Origin of the sequence: Tersicoccus solisilvae, from assembly GCF_014643255.1 — a bacterium.
Lineage (GTDB): Bacteria > Actinomycetota > Actinomycetes > Actinomycetales > Micrococcaceae > Tersicoccus > Tersicoccus solisilvae.
On sequence record NZ_BMJI01000004.1, the window covers coordinates 1 to 17,863 of the forward strand.

The 17,863-nt window shown below is 73.5% G+C and carries 19 protein-coding genes and 1 tRNA gene; 10 read left to right on the forward strand and 10 right to left on the reverse strand.

Features of this window, described 5'->3' with window-relative positions:
* The first annotated feature begins 296 nt into the window (after window positions 1–296).
* From IEX22_RS05160 to IEX22_RS05175, 4 genes are read left to right on the forward strand one after another with little or no spacing between them, the layout of a single operon-like run.
* Window positions 297–995, forward strand: a complete 699-nt coding sequence (locus tag IEX22_RS05160; RefSeq protein WP_188667113.1) for a 4-carboxy-4-hydroxy-2-oxoadipate aldolase/oxaloacetate decarboxylase — start codon at window positions 297–299, stop codon at window positions 993–995.
* Window positions 992–2,125, forward strand: a complete 1,134-nt coding sequence (locus tag IEX22_RS05165; protein WP_229659786.1) for a 4-oxalomesaconate tautomerase — start codon at window positions 992–994, stop codon at window positions 2,123–2,125. Before IEX22_RS05160 ends, IEX22_RS05165 begins: the two co-directional genes overlap by 4 nt.
* A 47-nt stretch (window positions 2,126–2,172) precedes the next feature.
* Window positions 2,173–3,126 carry a VOC family protein gene (locus IEX22_RS05170; RefSeq protein WP_188667114.1) on the forward strand — a complete coding sequence of 318 codons (954 nt, stop codon included), beginning with the start codon at window positions 2,173–2,175 and terminating at the stop codon, window positions 3,124–3,126.
* Between the two features lie 18 nt (window positions 3,127–3,144).
* Window positions 3,145–4,155, forward strand: coding sequence for an amidohydrolase family protein (locus IEX22_RS05175; protein WP_188667116.1), 1,011 nt, complete (start codon window positions 3,145–3,147; stop codon window positions 4,153–4,155).
* A gap of 124 nt (window positions 4,156–4,279) precedes the next feature.
* Here IEX22_RS05175 and IEX22_RS05180 read toward each other — a convergent pair whose 3' ends face one another.
* Window positions 4,280–5,161: a TolB family protein gene (locus IEX22_RS05180; RefSeq protein WP_188667119.1), complete on the reverse strand. Its 882-nt coding sequence runs from the start codon at window positions 5,159–5,161 to the stop codon at window positions 4,280–4,282.
* 107 nt (window positions 5,162–5,268) lie between these two features.
* On the opposite strand from IEX22_RS05180, the gene IEX22_RS05185 reads away from it, so the two are divergent.
* Entirely contained in the window at window positions 5,269–5,568 is a 300-nt protein-coding gene (locus tag IEX22_RS05185; protein ID WP_188667121.1) for a hypothetical protein, read from the forward strand.
* 43 nt (window positions 5,569–5,611) lie between these two features.
* Here IEX22_RS05185 and IEX22_RS05190 read toward each other — a convergent pair whose 3' ends face one another.
* The gene (locus IEX22_RS05190) at window positions 5,612–6,268 is read right to left on the reverse strand and encodes an FMN-dependent NADH-azoreductase (protein ID WP_188667123.1); all 657 of its coding nucleotides are present in this window, start codon (window positions 6,266–6,268) and stop codon (window positions 5,612–5,614) included.
* 79 nt (window positions 6,269–6,347) lie between these two features.
* Between IEX22_RS05190 and IEX22_RS05195 the strand changes: the two genes are divergently transcribed.
* Window positions 6,348–6,695 carry a winged helix-turn-helix transcriptional regulator gene (locus IEX22_RS05195; RefSeq protein WP_188667125.1) on the forward strand — a complete coding sequence of 116 codons (348 nt, stop codon included), beginning with the start codon at window positions 6,348–6,350 and terminating at the stop codon, window positions 6,693–6,695.
* 113 nt (window positions 6,696–6,808) lie between these two features.
* Here IEX22_RS05195 and IEX22_RS05200 read toward each other — a convergent pair whose 3' ends face one another.
* The 5 genes from IEX22_RS05200 to galU form a co-directional block, all read right to left on the reverse strand.
* Window positions 6,809–7,417 carry a hypothetical protein gene (locus IEX22_RS05200; RefSeq protein WP_188667127.1) on the reverse strand — a complete coding sequence of 203 codons (609 nt, stop codon included), beginning with the start codon at window positions 7,415–7,417 and terminating at the stop codon, window positions 6,809–6,811.
* A 123-nt stretch (window positions 7,418–7,540) separates the two neighbouring features.
* Window positions 7,541–7,613 (reverse strand) — tRNA-Ala (locus tag IEX22_RS05205).
* A 48-nt stretch (window positions 7,614–7,661) separates the two neighbouring features.
* Entirely contained in the window at window positions 7,662–8,567 is a 906-nt protein-coding gene (locus IEX22_RS05210) for a hypothetical protein (protein ID WP_188667129.1), read from the reverse strand.
* Between the two features lie 88 nt (window positions 8,568–8,655).
* On the reverse strand, window positions 8,656–9,273 hold the full coding sequence (locus IEX22_RS05215; protein ID WP_188667131.1) for a GNAT family N-acetyltransferase: 618 nt from the start codon (window positions 9,271–9,273) through the stop codon (window positions 8,656–8,658).
* A gap of 7 nt (window positions 9,274–9,280) precedes the next feature.
* Complete coding sequence (gene galU, locus IEX22_RS05220) at window positions 9,281–10,216, reverse strand: UTP--glucose-1-phosphate uridylyltransferase GalU (RefSeq protein ID WP_188667133.1); 936 nt, start codon at window positions 10,214–10,216, stop codon at window positions 9,281–9,283.
* Window positions 10,217–10,265: 49 nt separating this feature from the next.
* On the opposite strand from galU, the gene IEX22_RS05225 reads away from it, so the two are divergent.
* Complete coding sequence (locus tag IEX22_RS05225) at window positions 10,266–10,895, forward strand: 5-formyltetrahydrofolate cyclo-ligase (protein ID WP_188667136.1); 630 nt, start codon at window positions 10,266–10,268, stop codon at window positions 10,893–10,895.
* 85 nt (window positions 10,896–10,980) lie between these two features.
* Window positions 10,981–11,295: an FmdB family zinc ribbon protein gene (locus IEX22_RS05230; protein WP_188667138.1), complete on the forward strand. Its 315-nt coding sequence runs from the start codon at window positions 10,981–10,983 to the stop codon at window positions 11,293–11,295.
* Window positions 11,296–11,385: 90 nt separating this feature from the next.
* Here the strand turns inward: IEX22_RS05230 and IEX22_RS05235 are convergent, their stop codons facing one another.
* Window positions 11,386–11,754, reverse strand: coding sequence for a VOC family protein (locus IEX22_RS05235; RefSeq protein ID WP_188667140.1), 369 nt, complete (start codon window positions 11,752–11,754; stop codon window positions 11,386–11,388).
* A gap of 65 nt (window positions 11,755–11,819) precedes the next feature.
* Here IEX22_RS05235 and IEX22_RS05240 point away from each other — a divergent pair, with 65 nt between their 5' ends.
* A complete protein-coding gene (locus IEX22_RS05240) occupies window positions 11,820–12,314 on the forward strand; it encodes a MarR family winged helix-turn-helix transcriptional regulator (RefSeq protein WP_188667142.1) in 495 nt (164 codons plus the stop codon).
* A 110-nt stretch (window positions 12,315–12,424) separates the two neighbouring features.
* Window positions 12,425–13,204 (forward strand): Flp pilus assembly protein CpaB, encoded by a 780-nt coding sequence (cpaB, locus tag IEX22_RS05245; protein ID WP_229659787.1) that lies wholly within the window; start codon window positions 12,425–12,427, stop codon window positions 13,202–13,204.
* A gap of 19 nt (window positions 13,205–13,223) precedes the next feature.
* On the opposite strand, the gene IEX22_RS05250 is transcribed toward cpaB, so the two are convergent.
* Entirely contained in the window at window positions 13,224–13,568 is a 345-nt protein-coding gene (locus tag IEX22_RS05250) for a hypothetical protein (RefSeq protein WP_188667144.1), read from the reverse strand.
* A gap of 79 nt (window positions 13,569–13,647) precedes the next feature.
* Window positions 13,648–17,799: an AAA family ATPase gene (locus IEX22_RS16010; RefSeq protein ID WP_188667146.1), complete on the reverse strand. Its 4,152-nt coding sequence runs from the start codon at window positions 17,797–17,799 to the stop codon at window positions 13,648–13,650.
* Between the last annotated feature and the right edge of the window lie 64 nt (window positions 17,800–17,863).

Here is a 17,863-nt window from a genome sequence, read left to right on the forward strand (position 1 = left end):
CACCCGCCCGCCGACCGAGCGAGTGATCCACGAATCACTGCATACGCGAGGCCCCGGCCTCAAGACCCAGGCAACCCGCACCCTCATAGGGTCTGAGGTTCACGTAACCCCGCCCAGCATTCACCGGCAAAATTGTTGCCAATTTCGTCGGTGAGTTCGTAGGCTTCCCTCATCCGTTCGCCGACCGTTCCACGCCCCCGGGTCCAGCCGGCCGACGCGAACACCGGCGACGACGCCGGCTCGACCCCAGGGAGGACGCGCATGACCGCCGAGAGCACGAGAGACGGCGTCCTCGGGTGAGCGCCCGGACCGTGATCGTCACCGACCCCCCGCGCGCGGACGCCGACGTCGCCCGCCGGCTCGGCGAGCACGGCACGGCCACCGTGCACGAGGCCCTCGGTCGCGCCGGATTCCTCGGCCCGGCCATCCGGCCCGCCTGGCCCGGCGCCCGTGTCGGCGGCACCGCCGTCACGGCCCTGTGCTGGCCCGGCGACAACCTCATGATCCACGCCGCCGTCGAACAGTGCGGCGACGGGGACATCCTCGTCGTGGCCACCTCCTCGCCCAGCCAGGACGGCCTGTTCGGCGAGCTGTTCGCCACGGCCCTGGCCACGCGCGGCGTCCGCGGCGTCGTGCTCGCCTGCGGCGTGCGGGACGTGGCCGAACTGCGCACCATGGGCTTCCCCGCCTGGTCCAGCGCCGTCAGCGCCCAGGGCTCGGTCAAGGAGACCGCCGGACACGTCAATCTGCCCGTCGTCATCGGCGGGCAGCTGATCACCCCGGGGGACGTGATCGTGGCCGACGACGACGGCGTCGTGTGCGTCCCGCGGGAACGGTCCACCGAGGCGCTCACCGCGGCCGAGGCCCGGGCCGCGAAGGAGGAGGCCACCCGCGCCGCCTTCCGCGGCGGCGAACTCGGCCTGGACCGCTACGGGCTGCGCGCGAAACTGCGCGAGCTCGGCGTCGCGTACGTCAAGCACGAGGACCTGCCGTGACCGGCGCCGGCGACGACGCCGTCCGCGACGGGATCCGCTGCATGTGGATGCGCGGCGGGACCTCGAAGGCCGGGGTGTTCCTCGCGGAGGACCTGCCCGCCGACCCGGCCGAGCGCGACGACCTGCTGCTGCGCATCATGGGCACCCCGGACCCGCGGCAGATCGACGGGCTCGGCGGCGCCACGTCCCTGACCAGCAAGGTCGCCGTCGTCTCCGTCGCGACCGATGACGACGCCGACGTGGACTACCTCTTCCTCCAGCTCGGCGTCGACGAGCCGACCGTCAGCGACCGGCAGAACTGCGGCAACATCCTCGCGGCCGTCGGGCCGTTCGCCGTCGAGCGCGGCCTGGTGCCCGCGGGGGCGGAGACCGACGCGCAGACCACGGTGCGGATCCGGATGGTCAACTCCGACAGCATCGCGGCCGCCACCTTCCCCACTCCCGGCGGCCGGCCCCGCTACGCGGGCGACGTCGCGATCGCCGGCGTACCCGGGACCGCCGCACCGGTCACCCTGGCCTTCAGCGACACCGAGGGCTCGGCCACGGGCGCCCTGTTCCCCACCGGCAACCTCGTCGACACGGTCGAGGACATCGAGGTGACCTGCGTCGACAACGGGATGCCCGTGGTCCTCGTGCGGGCCGCGGACCTCGGCCTGACCGGTGAGGAGACGTTCGACGACCTCGCCGCCGCCACCGCGCTGCAGGCTCGCGTCGACGACCTGCGCCGGCGGGCCGGGACCCTGATGGGCCTCGGGGACACCGCCGGGCAGTCCGTGCCCAAGACCGTGGCGGTGTCCGCGGCCCGGGACGGGGGCGACGTCCGGCTCCAGTCCTTCATCCCCGTCACGCCGCACCAGTCCCTCGGGGTGCTGGCTGGCGTCAGCGCCGTCACCGCGCTGCGCGTGCCCGGCGCGGTGGGGCACGACCTGATCCGTGCCGCGCCGCCGGGCACCGGTCGCGCCGACCTCGAGCACCCCTCCGGGCATCTGATGGTCGACGTCGACGTCCACGTCGACGACGCCGGTCCCGCCGCCACGGCCGTCCGGCCCGACGCCGTCCGGATCGGCCGCTCCGCCGTGGTGCGAACCGCGCGCAAGCTCTTCGACGGCGTCGTCTTCCCCCGTACCTGACCCTCCCGCTCCCGCCACCACCTCACTCACCCCCGGAAAGGACCGACATGACGGACTCCACCTCGTTCGACATCGCGCACCTGGGCAACGTCGAACTGCTCACGCCCACCTTCGAGCAGAGCCTCGGGTTCTTCCGGGACCTGCTGGCCATGCGCGTCGTGGCCGAGGAGGGCGACTCGGTCTACCTGCGCACCTGGGACGAGTACCAGCGATGGACGCTGAAGCTCACCGCGTCCGACGACGCCGGCGTCGGGCGGACGACGTTCCGCACCACCAGCGCCGAGGCGCTGGACCGCCGGGTCGCCGCGATCGAGGCGGCCGGGCTCGGCGTCGGCTGGGAGGACGGCGAGGTCGGCACCGGCCGCACCTACACGTTCCGCGACCCGGACGGCCACGACATGGGCATCTACTGGGACACCGAGCGGTACGTCGCGACGGACGACAAGCCGGCCCTGAAGAACCAGGCCTCCGCCTTCCCCGGCCGCGGGGTGAACGCCCGGCGCCTGGACCACATCAACTACCTCGCGAAGGACGTCGTCGCCAACGGCCGGTTCGTCGCCGACGTGCTGGGCGGGCGGGAGTCCGAGCGGATCGCCCTGGACGAGGGCGGATACGCCGCCTGGTGGTTCCACTTCAACAACAAGTCCTACGACATCGTCTACTCGGACGACTGGCTCAAGCACGGCAACCGGCTGCACCACGTCGCCTTCGCCCCGGACACCCGCGAGGACATCCTCAAGGCCGCCGACATCTTCCTCGAGAACGGCATCCACATCGAGTCCGGCCCGCACAAGCACGCCATCAACCAGACGTTCTTCCTCTACGTGTGGGAGCCGGGCGGGAACCGGATCGAGTTCGCCAACGCCGGGGCGCGCCTGCTCCTGGACCCGGACTCGCCCGTCGTCGAGTGGACGCAGGAGGAACGGAAGAAGGGGCAGGCCTGGGGCATGAAGACCATCGAGACCTTCCACACCCACGGCACCCCGGTCGTGCGGGACTGAATCGGGACGGGTGCACCGGTGATCATCGACGTCCACGGGCACTACACGACGGCGCCCGACGCCCTCGGCGCGTGGCGGGACCGGCAGGTCGCCGCCGTCGAGCACGGCACCGCGCCGCCGTCGCCGGAGGACCTGCGGATCGGTGACGACGAGCTGCGGGAGAGCGTCGCGGCGAACCAGTTGCGGCAGATGGACGCCCGCGGCATCGATCTGACGGTGTTCTCCCCGCGGGCCTCCTTCATGGCGCACCACGTCGGCGACCTCGAGACGTCCCGGTCCTGGGCGCGGATCTGCAACGAGCTGTGCGCGCGGGTCGCCGGCCTGTTCCCCGGCCGGTTCGCGCCGGCGGCCATGCTCGCCCAGTCGCCCGGCGCGGCCCCGGCCACGTGCGTGCCGGACCTGGAGCGGGCGATCGCCGAGCACGACGTCGTCGCCGTCAACCTCAACCCGGACCCCTCCGGCGGGCACTGGACCGCGCCGCCGCTGACGGACCGGTCCTGGTACCCGCTGTACGAGGCGCTGTGCGCGCACGACCTGCCCGCCATGGTGCACGTGAGCACGAGCGTCAACCCGGCGTTCCACACCACCGGAGCGCACTACCTGAACGCGGACACCACCGTGTTCATGCAACTGCTGCAGGGCGACCTGTTCGCCGACTTCCCCCAGCTGCGCCTCGTCATCCCGCACGGCGGCGGCGCGGTGCCGTACCACTGGGGGCGGTTCCGGGGGCTGGCCCAGGCCCTGGGCAAGCCGGATCTGGAGGAGCACCTGCTCGGCAACGTCTTCCTCGACACGTGCGTCTACCACCAGGTCGGCATCGACCTGCTGCTCGACGTGGTGCCCGTGGCCAATGTGCTGTTCGCCTCCGAGATGATCGGCGCCGTCCGTGGCGTCGACCCGCGCACCGGCCAGCACTTCGACGACACCCGCCGGTACGTCGAGGCGGCCGGGCTGCCCCCGGTGGACCTGACCGCCGTGCTGGAGGGCAACGCCCGCCGGGTCTACCCGCGTCTGGCCCGGTTCCTCTGACCCCCGCCCCGGGGTCCCCCGGGTCCCACGCGTCCCGCGCCAGGTCGTCAATAGATGTTCCTTCCAGGCCGTCGTAACCGCTTGCGTCGACATCTATTGACGACCTGGCGATTCCGTCTGGGGGTCAGGCGGGGTACTCGACCCAGGCGAATTGGGTGCCGTCGGACGACCAGCTGGGCACATTGATGGTGCCCTGGCCGCCGAGTAGGGCGATGGTCGCGACCAGGGTGTCCCAGTCCGGCAGCTCGACGACGACGAGCTCGACGGGCAGGTCCGCGGGGTGGCCCGTGGTGCCGGGCGGGTAGCTGAGGTAGACGGCGTGGGTGCCGGTCGGTGCGACGTGGGGGAACCAGTGCACCCGCTCGCCGTGGGTCAGGCGCTCCAGGCCCGTCCCGTCGGGGCGGATCCGGGCGATCTGCGCGTGACCGGGTGTCTCCGCCCACGTCTCGGTGGTGAAGTACACCCAGTCGCCGTCCGCGGAGAACTCGGGGCCGTCGTCAGGCCCGGCCGTGCCGGTCGCCGCGCGGTCCTCGGTCAGTCCCCGGTCGTTGCCGCCGTCGACGCCGATCAGCCGCAGATGGGCGGGCTCGGCTTCGCGGCCCGCCGGGTCGTCGTCGAGGGCGACGTAGACCAGGGTCGCGCCGTCGGGGCTGGCTCCGTGCAGGTAGTGCCGGCGGCCGGGTGTGCTCGTGATCCGTCGAGCGGGGCCGCCGTGCCGTGGCAACGCGTACAGATGACCGTCCTCGGCGGAGGCGTAGACGGTGGGCCCGTCGGGCGCGAGCACGTGGTCGTTGTTCACGGGTGGCAGGCCCGCGGCCGGGACCTCGGTGAGTTCCCCGGTGCCGTCGACGGGCAGCCGCCAGAGCCGGCCGTCGGCGTTGAGCAGCAGGGTATCGTCCACCGCCCAGTTCGGGGCCTCCACGTGCCGGTCGGTCTCCAGCACCAGCTCCCGGCCGCCGTCGAGCCCGGACACCCACACCCGGCTCCGCGGGTTCGTCTGCGTCATCGCCGCAGCCTATCGGTCCGCCTCTTCCGCCAGGTCGTCAATAGATGTCGACGCAAGCGGTTGCGAGGACGCGTTTCGTGCATCTATTGACGACCTGGCGTGGAGGCATGCGCATCGTCGGCGTGGTGGCGGGCACCAACGTGATGCGCGGGTTGCCCGGGGACCGCACCACCATCGGCGCCGCGCTGGTGGACACGGCCAGCGAGGTGGCCACGGCGGTCGGCATCGCCGTCAGCGGGACCATCCTCGCGGCCCTGATCGGCGGCGACGTCACGGCTCCCGGCCGGACGGCCGGGCAGGCCGCACGGCTCGTCGACGCCCTCGGCTGGGCCGGCGCCGCCCTCACCCTGGTGAGCGCGGCCCTGGTCGGGTGGGGCCTGACGCGGGCGCGGGGCGCCGGCGACTGATCGGCCGGCCGGCGCCCCCGGGCGCCCCGGGCGCCCGGCGGCGTCAGGCGGCCCGTGCTCGCACGCGGGCGGCGATCGCCCTGCCGGCGTCGCGCGCGTCGGACTCGGCCTTCTCGCGCAGGTCGCCGGCCAGGTCGGTGAACTGGTCGAGCGCGGGGTTCACCCCCACCAGCGTGAACGCCCGCTGGACGACCTGCAGATCGAGACCCCAGACGTCCTCGAGCACGCGCCGCAGCCACGGCGTCGAGTGGTCCCAGCCCTCCTTCGGGGTGCCGGCATCGTAGTTGCCGCCGAGAGCGGTGACCAGCACGGCGGGCTTGCCGACCAGGGCCGTGCCGGCCGGGCCGATCCGCGGGTCACCGTACGCGACGTCGAACCAGGTCTTGACGTGCTGGGACACCCCGAAGTTGTAGAGCGGGACGGTCAGCAACAGGGCGTCGGCGTCGATGAGTTCATCGGCCAGGGCGGTCGCGAGCGCGTGCGCCTCGTGCTGCTCCGGCGTGCGGCCGTCCGCGGGGGCGAACGACGCGGCGAGCGCCTGCTGCCACACGTCGGCGGCGATCGGCTCGGCGGCGAGGTCGCGACGCCGCACGACCGTCCCGGGGTGGGCGTTCGACCACTCGGCCTCGACGAGGTCACCGAGGGCGCGGGTCGCTGACGTCGCCGGCATGATGCTGGCATCCAGGCGGAACAGGTTCACGGACTTCCCCTTCAATCGACATAGCAACTATGTTTTTCATAGCGGCTATCGGGATCGTAGCACGTCGTATGATCGAGGGATGGAGGATCCCGAGGACGGACGACCGAGGTGCGACGAAGCCGTCTCCCTCGCGTTCTCGGTGCTGGGCAAGCGCTGGAACGGCATGATCCTCGACGCGCTCAGCGGCGGCCGGCTGGGCTTCTCGGCCGTGCGCCGCGCCGTCACCGGCATCAGCGATGCGGTGCTCTCGGATCGGCTGGCCGAGCTGACCGGGGTGGGGCTCGTGTCCCGCCACGTCGACGCCGGGCCGCCGCTCTCGGTGGACTACGCGCTGACCGGGGCGGGAGAGAACCTCATCCCCGTCCTGGAGCGCCTCGGTGAATGGGCCAGCGAGAACCTCTCGGAGTCCGGCAGCACGGATCGGTGAGCACTCGCGCCCTCACCACTCCCGTCGCCTGATCGCTTCCGCGTGGCCGACGGCCAGGGGGTAGTCGACGTGGGTCGCCACCGACCCGATCGTCGACTCCGGGAGACGACGGGTCACGGGGTGTCGAGGCGCACACCCGCACGGCGCAGCTCGAGGGCGGCGAGCCTGCCGATGGTGGTGGGATCGCCGCGGCGCCAACCTTCAGCGGCGTCGACGCCGGCCTCCAGGACACCGCGGATCGGCAGCGTCGTGAGCGCCCGGAGCGCGAGCAGGTCCAGGGAGGCCGCCGAGGCGGCCAGGCGCGCCAGGGACGCGCGCCGCACGGCGTCCCGGACCCGGGGCCGCACCCAGCCCAGCGCGACGATCAGCACGACGAGCGCGACGACCGTCCACCCCGCCAGTCCGGCGATCAGGTGCACCCGGCTCTGCCACTGGGAGCCCGCGTCGGCGAGGGTCCCACCGGCGGCGCTCGCGGAGTCGAAGGGCGCCCGCACCGCGTCGCCGATCAGGGGGATCCCGGCGAGGTTCTGCCCGACGGAGGTCATGGTGGAAGCCAGATCGCTGCCGGACTGCTGCATCTTCCCGCCGATCGCCTCCAGGCTCACGATCGCGGTGTGCAGGGCGAGTGCGAGGGCGACGCCGCCGGCGAGCACGGCCGCCGCGAGCACGTCGCCGACGATCTCCGCCGCTCTCCGACCGGGGAAATCCGAATACCACCGCATGGCCGCCTCCTTCGTGGCGTCGTTCGGAGTCCCACCCTGTCACGACACCGGACGGGCGAGGCCCGTGCGGGAGACGACGAAGGGCCCCGCCATCCGGCGGGGCCCTTCGGTGTGCTGGTGTCGTGGAGCTATGGGGATTCGAACCCCAGACCTTCTCATTGCGAACGAGACGCGCTACCAACTGCGCCATAGCCCCTTGCGAGGCTCCAATCTACCGCCTGGAGCCCGTGATCACCAAAACGGCTCAGGCGCCCCGGCGGCGGCGCAGCACCTCGTCCAGGTCGCCCAGCTGCCCGGTGCCCTCGTGGCCGGCCGTGACGTCGCGGCGGCCCGCCTCGGCCGCGCGGATCGACGTGCGAGTCGCCGGGCGCGGGGACTCGGGCAGCTGCAGCGGCTCGGGCGCGGGACGGGCAGCGCGCTCCGCGTCGACGTAGGTGGGCCGCGGCACGGCGACCGGCTGCCACGCCGACTCGGCCGGACGCTCCGGACGCGGAGCGTCCCCGATCGACGCGGCGAGGGACCGGGCGGCCTCCCGCAGTTCCTCGGCGTTCATCGTGGCCGGCTGGTGCTCCGCCGCGGCGGCGTCGAACAGCGGAGTCGGGCGATCGTCGTCGACGCGGGCGCGCGCATGGTCCGCCTCCTGAGCGCCGTCGATAGCGGCGTCGATGGCGGCATCGACCTTCCGCCGCCGGTCCCGGACCGCCAGCGCCCGCAGACCCGCGACGGTGCCCACGAACACGAGCAGCAGCACGAGCGGCACGGCCACCGGCAGGGTGGTCACGAGGGACACGACGCCGGTGACCAGCGCCGCGAAGAGGGCGATCAGACCGATGCCGGCGATCGACATCCGGTCCCAGCGGATGCGCAGGCCGGCCGCGCTCGCCGGCACCACCGCGGAGGCGCCCCGCGACGCGGAGAACGAGCCGAAGGAGCCGTCACGGAGTTTGAGCATCGTCATCCCCTGGTTCTCGGAGGTGGCCGGCCCGGCGGGGTCGGCGGTGGTGGTGTCGGTCGTCGCGACGGACCGCAGGGCGACCTGCGCGACGATCGGGCGGTGGCGCTTGCGCAGCGCGTACGGGACGACCCACACCAGCCACAACCCGATCGTGACGACCAGGATGATCGAGCTGTTCAGGGAGAAGACGTCCACGCTTCCACGGTAGGGTGAAGTGCCGTCGAATCCGCGGATTGGCGGGGTGTGTCGGTGCCGCGTTCGGGCGACGCCCCTCGTCGAGGCGTCAGCCGACGGCGCCCTCGGTCACCCAGCGGTGCAGCAGGCCGCCCGGCACCTCGTCGGCGGTCATCGCGAAGGTGCGGTGATCCGCCCACTGTCCGTCGATGTGCAGGTACGCGCGGCGCAGCCCCTCGTCACGGAACCCCAGCTTCTGCACCACGCGCAGGCTGCGCTCGTTCTCCGGCCGGATGTTGATCTCCATCCGGTGCAGCCCCAGCGTGCCGAAGCAGTGGTCGGTGGCGAGCGCGACGGCGGTCGGAGCGATGCCCCGCCCGGCGCTCCCCTGATCCACCCAGTACCCCAGGGTCGCCCCCATCAACGAGCCGTAGGTGATCGACGAGACGGTGAGCTGACCGACCAGCCGGGACTGCGTCTCACGCGCCTCCGTGATGACGAACGGGAGCGCCGTCCCGGTCCGCGCCTGGGCCTTCAGGGAGGCGACCATCTGGCGGAAGCTGGGCAGCCGACCGCCGGGCTCCGGGTTGCTCGCCTCCCAGGGGCCGAGCCATTGCACGTTCCGTGCACGCACCTGATCCCACTCCGCGCGGTCCCGGTGGCGGATCGGGCGGAGCGTGAGCGGCCCCCAGCCGAGGGTGACCGGCCACGGCCCTGTCGGGGACACCGGCCGACTACTCGGTGGGAGCGGCCACGGTCTCCCGCGGTTCGTCCGCGAGGTTGCTGGCGTACTCCTTGATCCACGCGCGCAGGTCGGGGCCGAGGTCCTCGCGGTCCGAGGCGAGGGTGATGACGGCCTGGATGTAGCTGAGCTTGTCGCCCGTGTCGTACCGCCGACCGCGGAAGACGACGCCGTACACGCCGCCGCCGTCGCCGTCACGCCGGGCGAGGGTCTGTAGCGCGTCGGTCAGCTGGATCTCGTCGCCGCGGCCGGGCGGCGTGTCCTCGAGCACCTCGAACACCGCCGGGTGCAGCACGTAGCGACCGATCACCGCCAGGTTGGACGGCGCCTCGTCCCGGGCGGGCTTCTCCACCATGTGGTCGACCTGCACGTAGTCCTCGCCGGCGACGTCGTTGACGGCGGCGACGCCGTAGGAGCTGATCATCTCCTCGTCGACCTCCATCAGCGCGACGACGGACCCGCCCGTCTTCTCCTGCACCTCGATCATCGTCGTGAGCAGCTCGTCGCGCTCGTCGATGATGTCGTCACCGAGCAGCACCGCGAAGGGCTCGTCGCCGACGTGGCCGGCGGCGCGCAGCACCGCGTGGCCCAGACCCTTCGGATCGCCCTGGCGCAGGTAGTGGATGTCCCCGAGGTTGGAGGACTCGCGAACCGCCGCCAGCTTGCCGGTGTCGCCCTTCTGCTCGAGGGTGGCCTCGATCGAGGGCACCCGGTCGAAGTGGTCCTCGAGGGCGCGCTTGCTGCGACCGGTGATCATCAGGATGTTCTCGAGGCCCGCGTCGACGGCCTCCTTGACCACGTACTGGATGGCCGGCTTGTCGACCACGGGGAGCATCTCCTTGGGCATCGCCTTCGTTGCCGGGAGGAAGCGGGTGCCGAGCCCCGCCGCGGGGATCACGGCCTTGCGGACGCGCTGCTGATCGGTCATTCGCCTAGGCTACCGTCAATGCGGTGTGCGACTGCTGGGAGGCGTCTGCGTGACACGTGAACCGGAATCCAAGGCGCACACCCGCGCTCGGCTGCGTCGGGCGCGCGCCGCGCTCGACGCCGCGGACCGGGATCGGGCGGGGTCGGCGCTGCGCGCAGCGGTCGGTCGCTGGTGGGACGGCGTGGGCCCCGGGGCCGCGGTGGCCTCCTTCCAGCCGATGCCGTCCGAGCCCCCGGTCGACGTCGTCAACGCCGACCTGCACGCCCGGGGCGCCACCGTGCTTCTGCCGGTCTGCGAACCCGACTTCCGGTTGCGCTGGGCCCGGTGGACGCCCACGACGACCCTGGTGCGCTCCGCCCTGGTCCCGATCGACCATCCCCCCGGCCCGACCGTGGACCTGGCCGACCCCCGGGCCGGCGCCGACGGCGCCCCCGAGGTCGCGCTGCTCCTGGTGCCCGCGCTCGCGGTGGACGCGACGGGACAGCGGCTCGGGCAGGGCGGCGGCTACTACGACCGGTTCCTCGCCCGCTGGCGCGACCGTCCAGGACGCGGCGCGCTGGCCGCCGTCGTGTACGACGACGAGGTGCTGCCCGCCGGCTCCTTCGACGTCATGCCGCACGACCAGCCGGTGGATCTGGTGTTCACCCCGGAGCGGGTGATCGACCTGCGGTCCTCGTGACGTTGCGCGGAGGGGGCCGCCGGGAACAGGACGGCGACGTTCCGTGTTGTACTGGATTGTCCACATCTCTTCCGGAGGAACACCCGTGCCCACCTACGCCTACGCCTGCAAGGACTGCGGTCACCAGTTCGACATCCATCAGTCCTTCTCCGACGACGCGCTGACGACCTGCCCGGTCTGCTCGGGCACGCTGCGCAAGAAGTTCACCTCGGTGGGCGTGGTGTTCAAGGGCTCGGGCTTCTACCGGACGGATTCCCGCAGCGGGTCGACCAGCACGGTCCCCAGCGGCTCCGCCTCCGAGCCGGCCGGCGCCCCGTCGAGCGCGAGTTCCTCCGGTTCCGCCGCGTCCGGCGCCACCGGCTCCTCCCCCGCTCCCGCCGCCACCCCGGCGAGCACCTGAGCCGCGCCTGACGGCGGCCGCGCCCGTCGACCATCCGCACGCCGTTCTCGCCCTCCTGGGCGGGGGCGGCGTTCGCGCGTGCTCGACCGGTCAGGCGCGGTCGTGCAGGGTGATGTGATAGCCGTCCGGGTCGGCGAAGGTGAAGGTCCGCCCGAAGGGTCCGTCCACGGGTGCGGCGACGATCGTGTGGCCGTCCGCCACGAGGGCGTCGTGAACGGCCTGGACGTCCGTCGCATGGAGCCAGATCGCGGCGCCGACACCGGGCTGGGCGACGGCGTCGAGATCGGTGCCCGGTGCGAGGTCCCGGAGGGCGAACGCGATCGGCGTGGTGGCGAAGACGACGGCGTGAGCAGGTCCGGCCGGGGCGCGGACGAGTCCGAGGTACCGCTCGTAGAAGGCCCGGGAGGCCTCGAGGTCGCGCGCCTGGAGTGAGATGAAATCGGGACCGGTGACCGGCATGATGGTGCCCCTCTCGACTGATGTCAGTTTTCTGACACGGAGCCAGCGTATGTCAGACTTCTGACATGAGACAAGAGGGTGTCGACCTGGAGACGTCCCTGGGCTACCTGCTGAAGGAGGCGTCGAGCGCTCTCCGGGCCGCCATGGAGGAGGTGCTGCGCCCGCTCGGGATGACGGTGACGCACTACTCGTGCCTCGAGTTGCTGGCGCAGCGACCGGGCCTGTCCAATTCCGACCTCGCGCGCGGCACGTTCGTGACCCGGCAGTCGATGAACGTGCTGCTCCAGGCCCTGGAACGCGACGGCTTCGTGACCCGGCCCGCCCGGGCTCCGGTCGGGCGGGCCCTCCCCACCCGGCTCACGTCGCGCGGCCGGGAGAGCCTCGCGCAGGCGACCGTCGCCGTGCGGTCCGTCGAGCTGAGGATGCTCGCCGGGCTGACCGAGGCGGAGCAGACCGGCGCCTTCCGTGCCCTGCGGAGCATGGTCAGTTCCCTGCGCGACGACGACGGTCGCGAGGCGGGCTCGGCACCCTCCCCGTCGGACCGGTCGGGGAACGACTGACGCCACGCAGCGGGTCGGTACTCCCTCCCCAGGGCGGTTCGCTGCACGCGTTGTCCACCGCCCCCGGCCCGCGTCGCCCGCCCGCGACGCGTCGTGCCTAGCGTGGCCGCATGTCGCGTACGCGTGCATCGGGCCGGTTTCCCGACGACTCTCCCGACGACCGCGCCCCTCGGGCCGGCCGTCTGCCACTGCGCCGGGTCGAGCCGGATCGGTCGCTGCCGCGGCGGCTGGTCCGCCTGGTCCGGCGGCGGCGTCGCCTGGTGGTCGCGCTGCTACTCTGCGCGGCGGCCGGCGTGCTGGTCGACGGGCTGACGCCCGCTTCGGCGGTGACCCTTCCGGTGGTGGTCGCGGCCCACGATCTCCCCGCCGGTGCCGTTCTCACCGGCGGGGATCTCGAGCGCACCGATTGGCCCCCGGGCGCCGTGCCGGACGGCGCGGTCACGAGTGTCGCCGCGGTGACCGGCGGGCGGCTGGGTGCCCCGCTGCGACGAGGCTCCCCGGTCACCGATGCCGCCCTGCTCGGACCCGGCCTGCTCACCGGGGCACCGCCCGGTCGCTCCGCCGTCCCCCTGCGCGTCGCCGACCCGACGATGCTGCGGGTGCTCCGGCCGGGTGATCTCGTGGACGTGGTGGCCGTCGGGCGGGAGGACCCGGGTGCGGGATCCGCTCCCGCCCGGGACCCCGCCCGCCTCATCGCCCGCTCGGTGACGGTCCTGTGGACGTCGGCCGAGGCGGGCGGCTCGGCCGCGGCGGGCGGGGTGTGGCCGGCGGCGCAGGAGGACACGCCCCTGGCGGTTGTCGCCGTGCCGCGCACGGTGGCCGCTGCCCTGGCCGCGGCCACGGGCGGCACCGGCACGGTCGCCCTCGTGATCGTGGAGCCGGATCGATGACGGGGTCAGCGCCGGGCGTTCAGCCCCAGTGCGGGGGCCGCTGGTCCCGCAACCACCGATCGTGCTCCGGCGCGGTCTCCTCGCCGCGGCCACCCCAGCGTCGGGGGTCGTCCTCGGCGGCGAGCACGTCGTCCAGCCGCATCGCGGTCACGGAATCGGCGGCCCGGCCGGCTCCGCCGCCGTCCGACACACCGCCGTCCGAGACACCGCCGTCCGCGGCAGCGTTCGAGTCGCCGCCGGTCGAGTCGGCACGGTCCCCGTCCATCGGGTCGGCACGGCCACCGCCGTCGGGCCCGGCAGCCGCCGCGACGTTCGGGACGTCCGGGTCCGCGACCCCCGGAATCGCCGCGTCGTCCGGCACCACGGTGTCGGTCTCGCTCGCCGGTGCGCCCGTCGCGACGTCGGGTGCAGGGCCTGCGACGTGCGCGCGGGTGGGCCCGGCGTCAGCCCTCCGGTGCGCCATCGTCGCGCCGCTCTCCGGGCGCGAGACCGCGACGATCGTCGGCCGGGCTCGCGTCGCCGTCACCGCGGTCGTCTCCGGCACCGCCATCGGCTGAGCCGGCACCGTCCGCTCGATCGGACCGGCGGTCGACGTCGGCTCCCGGAGAAGGGTCGGCGTCCGTCCGGCCGTCGGGCCCGGCCGTCGCCGCCGGGGCACCGGTGAGGAAAGCGGGCGCCTCGGCACTGAGGAACCCGGCGACCCGGTCGGCGAGACCCTCGGGGTCGCTGAAGACCTCGATGGTCCACAGAGTCAGGTACGTCCACCCGGACCGCTCCAGCAGGGCGGGCCGCAGCCGGCTGCGCTCCCGGACCGTGTAGGCGCCGTACCGCTCGGAGCCGTCGGTGATCATCGCGGTGGGTGCGACGCCCCGTGCGGCCGGCACGGCGCTGAGGTCGAGGCCACCGGTGTGCGCGTGCACCTCGAGCCCGCGGGCACTGATCCGGTGCGCGAGATCGGTGACCAGGGGCGACGGCGCCGTGTCGGACTGCTCCGGCACGTGGCCGGTGGCCAGTGCGGTGATTCGCCCGCCGTCCGCCACCGTGCCGGCGAGGATGCTCGTGCCGGCCTGCTCGAGCGGTTGCAGGCCGCGTTCGAGCAGCTGGTGGTAGTCCAGCGCGCCCTCGCGGAGCTTCATCTTGTCGAGGTCGTCCGGGTGGAAGCAGGTGAGCACGTGCAGGTGGTGCCGCGCGCGGGTGGTGGCCACCGCGAAGAGCCGGCGGCCGTTCTCGCCGGACAGGTCGCCGAGCGTGTGGAGGACCCTGCCGTGCGGGGTTCGGCCGTAGCCGAGGGAGAGGATGATCCGGTCCCGGACGACGCCGGCGGCCCGGTCGAGGTCCACCACCCGGAACGCGTCGGGTCCGGAGGCGAAGAACTCGGCGTGCGCCGGGTGCTCGGCCACGGCGTCGCGGATGGCGTCCGCGACGCGTCCGGCGTGCCGCCGGTTGCCCGCGATGACCGCGAGGGACTGCGCGGGGCGAGTGGCGGCGTGCCGCAGCACGAGCTCGACGACGCGTCGCACCTCGGCGTCGGTCGACTCCACGTCGCCGTCGCTGGTGGGCAGCCCGGTGCCGTCCGGCAGGTACTCGACGACCAGACCGCCGGCGCGGCCGGGCGGGGGCGAGAGCCACTCGAGCCGGCCGTCGTAGAACTGGTCGTTCAGCTGGGCGGTGAGCCCGTCGTCGACCTGCCGGTAGACCATGGTGAGCGTCCGCTCGGGCAGCACCCCGGCCAGCGCGGCGAGGGCGCTGGGGATGTGTGGGTCAGCGTCCGAGGCCGCGACGCCGGCGTCCACGGAGAAGGCGGCGACCGCGTCCAGGTGCCGATCGCCGAGGGCGATCACCTGTCGGGACCGGGCGATCGCCGGCAGCGCGGCCGGCAGCGACGTCGATTCGGCGTCGAGGATGACGACCGCGTCGAACCGCGTGCCCACGGGAACCCCGGCGGGCAGGTCGAAGGGACTCGCGGTGACCACCGGCGTGAGCGGCAACACCAGGTCCGGCGTGCGCAGGAAGTATCCCGCGGCGGTGATGGACCCCGAGGTCAGTGCCTCCTTGAGCGCCTGCGCCTGGCCCGGCGCGGCCTGCAGTCCGCGGCGCCACGCCTGCGCGAGGATCGTCTGCAGCCGGGCGGGGCCGGCGGCGATGTGCGCCTCGTCGGCGAGCCGGTACTCGGCCTCGATGGTGCGCAGCGTCTGACCACTGGCCATCGCCAGGAAGTCGTCGCCGCTGATCATGGCCTCCAGCGCGGACTGCCACCAGGTCAGCTCCAGTTCGGCGGCGACGGCATCCGGTCCCACCTCACGGCGGGCCAGGTCCTCGAGCAGTTCGTCGATGCCCTGCTCACGCATGGACTCGAGCAGCATGGTGCGCTCGGGCAGCGTCGCGAGCGTCTCCTGATCGGCCACCAGGGAGTCGAGCACCTGCTGCAGCTCCTCGCCCCCCCGCGTGCGCAGGCCCGTCTCGGACGTCACCGGCAGCACCTCGTCCAGCTGGTCGAGCAGGGCCGCGAGCGCGTCGAACTGGCGGGCGATCTCGGCCAGGCCGGCGGGGATCCGCGGGTGGCGCTGGGTGCGGGCGATCGCCGTCCACTGCCGCCGCTGGCCCTCGACCGCCACCAGCGACGTGTGCAGGTCGGCGATGTGGACGCCCGGCCGGATGTACTCCTTGGCGACGCGGCGCAGGCGGGACCGCTGCACCGAGTTCATCTCGATGGCCCGCTCCCTCCGCCACGCGTTGCTGGCGGTCGCCGCGATGAGGTCCTTGACCGGCCGGTCGAAGATGTCCGGGTTGAACCGGTCCAGGGTGTCACGCACCGCGAGCAGCAACCGGAGCTGTTCCCCCCACGCGTTCGCGCTGTCCCCCAGGCTGATCTCCGAGGCGGTGGCGACCTCGTCGAGACGACGCCGCAGGGGCGGCAACTGCTCGGCTGCCTGCTGGGCCAGCCGGTGTGCGTCCGCGGTCTGCTGCCGGTTCATCAACCGCGCCCCGAACCAGGGGCTGACGGAGGCGGCGCGGGAGAAGCTGCCGAGTTCGGCTGCCCGGCGCAACCGCTCGGCCAGTTCGGTCCGGTCCAGCATCGCGTCCAGCACGCTGCGCTTGAGCCGTACCTGCGTCGCGGGAGCCGGCTCGGTGGCCGTCAGGGTGGCGAGGGCCTGCATCGCCTGGTACGGCGAGCAGTTCCACCGGTCCCGGACCTGGTGGAGCGAACGGACGTGCTCGGCGAGTCGGTCCCGGTGGCGGCGCAGGGTGTCGTGGACCCGGTCGACGTCGGGCGGCACCGCCTTCTCGTTGCGCACGATCGCGCGCACGAGTGCGGAGCGCAGGGTGGCGGACTCGCCGGCGTCCGCCAGCGGGAGCACCGTCGACCCGAGGTTGATCTCGTCCATCCGCGCGGCGAACTGCCGCAGGCTCGACCTGCGCTCGGCGGTGACGAGCACCGTCTTGCCCTGCGCGGCCAGGGTCGCGACGGCGTTGACCGCCGTCTGCGTCTGTCCGCTGCCGGGCGGGGTGGTGACGGTCAGCGACCGGCCGGCCCGGACCAGATCGAGCACCTCCTGCTGGGAGGAGTCGGCGTCGAGGACCAGGAACTCCTGGGCGGGGTCGCGCTCGTCCAGTGGGGGGTAGGCGTGCGTGTCGCCGCCCACCGGCCGGCCGGTGACGAGCGCACCGATCACCGGGTGCCGTGGGTCCAGGCCGTGCAGCCGCTCCGAGAGGTCCGCGAGCGTGGTGGCGAGCAGTCGGTACTCGACGGTGAGGTCCGGGATGCCGGCCCCGACCTGGCGCAGCTGCTCCAGCACGGGTTGGGGGTCGAACCGGCCCGAGGCGGTGGCCGCGGCCAGCAGTTCCTGCTCCTCGATCCGCACGTCGTACTCGCGGCGGACGTGCCGCAGCAGGGCCGGGTTGACGCGGGCCTGCCCGGTCAGCTGGATCTCGTGGTCGTCGGAGCCCGGTCGGAGGGAGAGCTCCATCCGGGCCATCAGCACGGGGGCGTGCAGCCGGCCACGGGTGCCGGCGCCCCAGGAGGTGAAGGTGGCGGTGCCGAACACCAGGTATGCGGCGTCGATACCGTGCTCGGCGGCGAGTTCCTGGACGCGGGTGCGCAGGGCGCGGGCGGCGGCCGCGGCCCGAGCGCTGTGGTCGGGGTCCCGCAGCAGGGTGGTCAGCCGGGTGCGGCGCCCGGAGAGCAACTGCGCCATGCCCGAGGGGTGCGCGTGGGTCAGGTCGATGAGGGCGCGCGGCCCGGACGGCAGGGTCAGCAGCGTGTCCACGCCGCTGTACCCGTCGAGGTCCTCCAGCCAGGTCTGCAGCTGGTCCTCGGTCGGCGGCTCGGGGGGCGCCGCGTCGCTGGACGGCGCGTCGGCCGGGCCGCTGGACGCGGTTCCGGAGGGGGCGTCGTCGGGTGCGGCCGTATCGTCGGACGCGGTGCCGGACGCCGCGTCGACGGTGGCGGGGTCGATGCGGGTGGACCCCGTCGCGTCGCGCTCGGCCGCCCCGTCGGACGAGGGCGCGGGAACGACGTCGCCCGTGTCGGCGGCGGTCGCGTCGACATCGGTGGCGGCGGCGCGCACAGGTCGTCGGGAGGAGCTGTCGGACATGACGTCGAGCCTATCGGTCGTGCGGCGAGCGAGCGGGCAGGCCGACCCACACGGCGCCGCCGTG

Excerpts from the sequence above, each read along its gene's own strand:
- IEX22_RS05235 (WP_188667140.1), bottom strand. The coding sequence starts at position 11,754 with ATGCCGGTCACCGGTCCCGATTTCATCTCACTCCAGGCGCGCGACCTC.
- cpaB (WP_229659787.1), top strand. The coding sequence starts at position 12,425 with ATGTCGCGTACGCGTGCATCGGGCCGGTTTCCCGACGACTCTCCCGAC.
- IEX22_RS05240 (WP_188667142.1), top strand. The coding sequence starts at position 11,820 with ATGAGACAAGAGGGTGTCGACCTGGAGACGTCCCTGGGCTACCTGCTG.
- IEX22_RS05185 (WP_188667121.1), top strand. The coding sequence starts at position 5,269 with ATGCGCATCGTCGGCGTGGTGGCGGGCACCAACGTGATGCGCGGGTTG.
- galU (WP_188667133.1), bottom strand. The coding sequence starts at position 10,216 with ATGACCGATCAGCAGCGCGTCCGCAAGGCCGTGATCCCCGCGGCGGGG.
- IEX22_RS05195 (WP_188667125.1), top strand. The coding sequence starts at position 6,348 with ATGGAGGATCCCGAGGACGGACGACCGAGGTGCGACGAAGCCGTCTCC.
- IEX22_RS05200 (WP_188667127.1), bottom strand. The coding sequence starts at position 7,417 with ATGCGGTGGTATTCGGATTTCCCCGGTCGGAGAGCGGCGGAGATCGTC.
- IEX22_RS05170 (WP_188667114.1), top strand. The coding sequence starts at position 2,173 with ATGACGGACTCCACCTCGTTCGACATCGCGCACCTGGGCAACGTCGAA.
- IEX22_RS05180 (WP_188667119.1), bottom strand. The coding sequence starts at position 5,161 with ATGACGCAGACGAACCCGCGGAGCCGGGTGTGGGTGTCCGGGCTCGAC.
- IEX22_RS16010 (WP_188667146.1), bottom strand. The coding sequence starts at position 17,799 with ATGTCCGACAGCTCCTCCCGACGACCTGTGCGCGCCGCCGCCACCGAT.